Origin of the sequence: Streptomyces sp. NPDC057654, assembly GCF_042800135.1 — a bacterium.
In the GTDB taxonomy this organism is placed as follows: Bacteria; Actinomycetota; Actinomycetes; order Streptomycetales; family Streptomycetaceae; genus Streptomyces.
Window position 1 is genome coordinate 1 of the sequence record NZ_JBHVHQ010000603.1, and the last position, 5,402, is coordinate 5,402.

The 5,402-nt window shown below is 70.8% G+C and carries 5 protein-coding genes and 1 pseudogene; 4 read left to right on the forward strand and 2 right to left on the reverse strand.

The window, feature by feature from the left end:
- Positions 1-23 precede the first annotated feature (23 nt).
- Positions 24-1,253: a DUF349 domain-containing protein gene (locus ACFU99_RS31650; protein WP_384398561.1), complete on the reverse strand. Its 1,230-nt coding sequence runs from the start codon at positions 1,251-1,253 to the stop codon at positions 24-26.
- Positions 1,254-1,494: 241 nt separating this feature from the next.
- Positions 1,495-2,328 carry a peptidylprolyl isomerase gene (locus ACFU99_RS31655; RefSeq protein ID WP_384398563.1) on the reverse strand — a complete coding sequence of 278 codons (834 nt, stop codon included), beginning with the start codon at positions 2,326-2,328 and terminating at the stop codon, positions 1,495-1,497.
- Between the two features lie 150 nt (positions 2,329-2,478).
- Between ACFU99_RS31655 and ACFU99_RS31660 the strand changes: the two genes are divergently transcribed.
- From ACFU99_RS31660 to ACFU99_RS31675, 4 genes and pseudogenes are all read left to right on the forward strand, one after another.
- Positions 2,479-3,189, forward strand: a complete 711-nt coding sequence (locus ACFU99_RS31660) for an MBL fold metallo-hydrolase (protein ID WP_384398565.1) — start codon at positions 2,479-2,481, stop codon at positions 3,187-3,189.
- Positions 3,190-3,199: 10 nt separating this feature from the next.
- Complete coding sequence (hisS, locus tag ACFU99_RS31665; RefSeq protein ID WP_384398567.1) at positions 3,200-4,459, forward strand: histidine--tRNA ligase; 1,260 nt, start codon at positions 3,200-3,202, stop codon at positions 4,457-4,459.
- Between the two features lie 60 nt (positions 4,460-4,519).
- Positions 4,520-5,173, forward strand: coding sequence for a vitamin K epoxide reductase family protein (locus ACFU99_RS31670; protein WP_384398569.1), 654 nt, complete (start codon positions 4,520-4,522; stop codon positions 5,171-5,173).
- A 59-nt stretch (positions 5,174-5,232) separates the two neighbouring features.
- Positions 5,233-5,402 (forward strand): annotated as a pseudogene (locus ACFU99_RS31675) (replication-associated recombination protein A); the annotation flags it as partial.

Consider the following 5,402-nt stretch of genomic DNA (forward strand, 5'->3'; position numbering starts at 1 on the left):
GTTCTACGAGCCGGTGTCCGGCGTCAGCCGCCGAACTCCTCAAGGCCCTTGAGGGCCTGGTCCAGCAGTGCCTGGCGGCCGTCGAGCTCCCTCGCGAGCTTGTCGGCCTTGGCGGTGTTGCCCGCCGCGCGCGCCTTGTCGATCTGGTCCTGGAGCTTGTCCACGGCCGCCTGGAGCTGGCCGGTGAGCCCCGCCGCGCGCGCCCGCGCCTCGGGGTTCGTACGGCGCCACTCCGTGGACTCGGCCTCCTGAATGGCGCGCTCCACCGCGTGCATCCGGCCCTCGATCTTGGGCCGGGCGTCCCGCGGCACGTGGCCGATGGCCTCCCAGCGCTCGTTGATCGAGCGGAAGGCGGCGCGGGCGGACTTCAGGTCCGCGACGGGCAGGAGCTTCTCGGCCTCGATGACCAGCTCCTCCTTGCGCGTGAGGTTGCCCTGCTGCTCGGCGTCGCGCTCCGCGAACACCTCGCTGCGGGCGTGGAAGAAGATGTCCTGCGCCCCGCGGAAGCGGTTCCACAGATCGTCCTCGGCCTCCCGCTGGGCCCGCCCCGCAGCCTTCCAGTCCGCCATCAGCTCGCGGTACCGGGCAGCTGTCGGACCCCAGTCCGTGGAGTTGGAGAGCGCCTCGGCCTCCGCGACCAGCTTCTCCTTCGCCTTGCGGGCCTCCTCGCGCTGCGCGTCCAGCGAGGCGAAGTGCGCCTTGCGCCGCTTCGAGAACGCCGAGCGGGCGTGCGAGAAGCGGTGCCACAGCTCGTCGTCCGTCTTGCGGTCGAGGCGCGGCAGCCCCTTCCAGGTGTCGACCAGGGCCCGCAGCCGCTCGCCCGCCGACCGCCACTGCTCGCTCTCGGCCAGCTCCTCGGCCTCGGCGACCAGCGCCTCCTTGGCGCCGCGCGCCTCGTCGGACTGGCGGGCCTTGGCGGCCTTGCGCTCCTCGCGCCGCGCGTCGACGTCGGCGACGAGCTTGTCGAGCCGCTTGCGCAGCGCGTCCAGATCGCCCACGACGTGGTGCTCGTCGAGCTGCGTGCGCAGATGGTCGATGGCGGTCGTCGCGTCCTTCGCCGACAGGTCCGTGGTCCGCACCCGGCGTTCGAGGAGGCCGATCTCGACGACCAGGCCCTCGTACTTGCGCTCGAAGTAAGCGAGAGCCTCCTCGGGGGTTCCCGCCTGCCATGACCCGACGACCTGCTCGCCGTCGGCGGTACGCACGTACACGGTCCCCGTCTCGTCGACGCGGCCCCATGGGTCGCTGCTCACAGCGCCTCCTCCACATGATGCCGGGCGGGCGTGCGGCCCGCGGGCATCGTCCACAGTTTCTTCCGGCCGGGCAGCGCCCTGACCGGTCCGACGGCTTGAAGTTGCCGGCTCTCGTATGCGCCTCGCAGGGTGACGGCCGTCGGAGCAGGCACCCTGCACAAGGCCAACATAGGCGACCGGCGGCCCGGCTGTCCGTAGCTCGCGCGACCGAAATTTCGCGGTACGGGCAGTGGGGCGGGGGTCAGGAGCTGGTCACCGCCGCCTTATTGATCACCACCGAGGCGTTCGGGGCGCCGTCTCCCTGCCCGGAACTCTCGCCCGCGGCGGCGATCTTCTTGAGGACCTTCATGCCGTCGGCGTCGATCGTCCCGAACGGCGTGTACTGCGGCGGCAGCTGGCTGTCCTGGTACACGAGGAAGAACTGGCTGCCTCCGGTGTGCGCCTTGCCGGTGTTGGCCATCGCCACCGTCCCGGCCGGATAGACGTTGCCCTTGAGGGAGGGGGACTTGAGGTTCTCGTCCGGCAGCGTGTAGCCGGGGCCGCCGCTGCCGGTGCCCTTCGGGTCGCCGCACTGGAGCACGTAGATGTTGCTCGTGGTGAGCCGGTGGCACTTGGTGTGATCGAAGAACCCCTTGTCCGCGAGGAACTTGAAGGAGTTGACCGTGTGCGGGGCGTTCTTCGCGTCGAGCTTCAGCCCGATGGAGCCGCACGTCGTGTCGAGCTTCATCGTGTAGGCGGCGGACGTGTCGATGGACATGTCCGGCTCCTTCTTCCACGTCGCCGTGGCGGGCGATCCCGGCGCGGGCTTCGCCGTGCAGGGGTCCGCGGCGGCGGAGGGGGAGCCGGTGGCCTTGTCCGAATTATTCGGATCGCTGGAAGCGGCCGAGTCACCGGAGTCGTCCGTCAGCGACGTCGAGGCGTACGCGGCGACGCCCGCCGCCAGCACCACGGCGAGGCCCGAGGCGATGATCACATTGCGGCGGCGCGCCTTGCGCCGGGCCGCCTCGCGCCGCTCCCGCTGCCGCTCGAACTTCTCCCGGGCGAGCTGCCGCCGCCGCTGCTCGTTGTTGACCACCGGGCCATCTCCTCCTGCCGTCGCGTACCAGCCATGACCTGAGCCTGGCCGTACGGTATATGGGTTCGCGGCGGCAGGAGTGCCGCCGGTAGGCTTTGGGCAGCCGAGATCTTCCCTCGTGATCTGCCTCCGGACGATTTAAGGACGAACGTGCTCATTGCCGGGTTCCCCGCCGGGGCCTGGGGGACCAATTGCTATCTGGTCGCCCCCGCCGCCGGCGAGGAGTGCGTGATCATCGACCCGGGCCACCAGGCGGCCCCCGGGGTCGAGGAGACGCTCGCCAAGCATCGGCTCAAGCCCGTGGCCGTCGTCCTCACGCACGGGCACATCGACCACGTCGCCTCGGTCGTCCCCGTCTGCGGCGCCCATGACGTCCCGGCCTGGATCCACCCCGCGGACCGCTACATGATGAGCGACCCGGAGAAGGCGCTCGGCCGCTCCATCGGGCAGCCGCTCATGGGCGAGCTGACCATGGGGGAGCCGGACGACGTCGAGGAGCTGACGGACGGCGCGACGCTGCGCCTGGCCGGGCTGGAGTTCTCCGTCGTGCACGCGCCGGGCCATACCAAGGGGTCGGTGACCTTCAGGACGCCCGAGACCGCCGACGTGCCGTCGGTGTTCTTCGCGGGCGACTTCCTGTTCGCCGGCTCCATCGGACGCACCGACCTGCCCGGCGGCGACCACGCCGAGATGCTCGATTCGCTGGCTCGTGTGTGCCTGCCGCTCGACGACTCGACCGTGGTGCTGTCCGGCCACGGCCCCCAGACGACCATCGGCCGCGAGCGCGCCGCCAACCCGTTCCTGCGGGAGGCGGCCGCCGGCCTCGGAGCCGACACCCCGGCTCCACGACGAGGAATGTGACGCTTCTCCCGTGAGCACCTTCAAGGCCCCCAAGGGCACGTACGACCTGATCCCGCCCGAGTCCGCGGAGTTCCTCGCGGTCCGCGAGGCGATCTCCGCGCCCCTCAAGCGCTCCGGCTACGGCTATATCGAGACGCCCGGCTTCGAGAACGTCGAGCTCTTCTCGCGCGGCGTCGGCGAGTCCACCGACATCGTGACCAAGGAGATGTACACCCTCACCACCAAGGGCGGCAGCGAACTGGCGCTGCGCCCCGAGGGCACCGCGTCCGTGCTGCGCGCGGCGCTGGAGGCCAACCTGCACCGCGGCGGCCTGCCCGTGAAGCTCTGGTACTCCGGCTCGTACTACCGCTATGAGCGGCCGCAGAAGGGGCGCTACCGCCACTTCTCGCAGGTCGGCGCGGAGGCGCTGGGCGCCGAGGACCCGGCGCTCGACGCCGAGCTGATCATCCTGGCCCACGACGCCTACCGCTCGCTCGGGCTGCGGAACTTCCGCATCCTGCTCAACTCGCTGGGCGACAAGGAGTGCCGCCCGGCCTACCGCGCGGCCCTCCAGGACTTCCTGCGCGGCCTCGACCTCGACGACGAGACCCGCCGCCGCATCGACATCAACCCGCTGCGGGTCCTCGACGACAAGCGCGACGCGGTGCAGCAGCAGCTCGTGGGCGCGCCGATGCTCCGCGACCACCTGTGCGAGGCGTGCAAGGAGTACCACGAGCGGGTGCGCGAGCTGCTGACGGCGGCGGGCGTGGCCTTCGAGGACGACGAGAAGCTGGTGCGCGGGCTGGACTACTACACCCGCACCACGTTCGAATTCGTCCACGACGGCCTCGGCTCGCAGTCCGCGGTCGGCGGCGGCGGCCGCTACGACGGCCTCTCCGAGATGATCGGCGGGCCGGAGCTGCCGTCGGTCGGGTGGGCGCTCGGCGTCGACCGCACGGTCCTGGCGCTGCGCGCGGAGGGCGTCGAGCTCGAACTGCCCTCGGCCACCGAGGTCTTCGCGGTGCCGCTCGGCGAGGAGGCCCGGCGGGCGCTCTTCGGGGTCGTCACCGAGTTGCGCCGGGCCGGGGTCGCCGCGGACTTCGCGTACGGCGGCAAGGGCCTGAAGAACGCCATGAAGTCGGCGAACCGTTCCGGCGCCCGATACGCCGTGGTCGCGGGCGAGCGGGACCTCGCCGAGGGCGTCGTCCAGCTCAAGGACCTGGAAAGCGGCGAGCAGGCCCCGGTCGCGTTCGAAACCGTTGTGAGTGAACTGCTGGCCAAGCGGGGCTGATTGCCCGGGGCTGGTGCAGAATGGGCGGTCCCACGACCGACTGACGGGACGAACGGCGCTATGACGACTGAGGCACTTGACCGCACGGAAGCGGACGAGGGGGATACGGGCACGGGAGCCGTAGGCGGCAGCCGTGCCTTCGCCCTCACGCTCGTGATCACCGGCGCCATGGGGCTGCTGGCCGCCTGGGTCATCACGCTGGACAAGACCAAGATCCTCGAAGCCAAGGTCGACGGCCGCACGTTCACGCCCGGCTGTAGCCTCAACCCGATCGTGTCCTGCGGCAACATCATGGAGAGCGCGCAGGCCAAGGCGTTCGGGTTCTCCAACCCGATGCTGGGCCTGGTCGCGTACGGCATCGTGATCTCGATCGGGCTGGGGCTGCTGGCCGGCGCCCGCTACCGCCGCTGGTACTGGCTCGGGTTCGAGGCCGGCTGCCTCTTCGGCGTCGGCTTCGTGACCTGGCTCCAGTACCAGTCGCTGTACGTCATCGGCTCGCTCTGCCTGTGGTGCTGCCTGGCCTGGGTCGCCACGATCTTCATGTTCTGGTACGTCACCCTGAACAACATCCGGCACGGCTTCATCCCGCTCCCGGCCGGGCTGCGCCGCGGCCTGCTGGAGTTCCACTGGGTCGTCCCGGTGCTCTGGGTCGGCGTGATCGGCATGCTGATCCTCACCCGGTGGTGGTCGTTCTGGACCGGCGGCAGCGCCTGACCGACCGCAGGCCAACGCCGTATGAAGGCGTTGTCAGTGGGTTGGCATAGGGTTTCAGGGTGGAACCAGACCTGTTCACCGCCGCCGCCGAGGACCGCCAGGAGAGGGAGCCCTCCAGCAGTCCGCTGGCCGTCCGGATGCGCCCGCGCACCCTCGACGAAGTCGTGGGCCAGCAGCATCTCCTGAAGCCGGGCTCGCCGCTGCGCCGCCTGGTCGGCGAGGGCAGCGG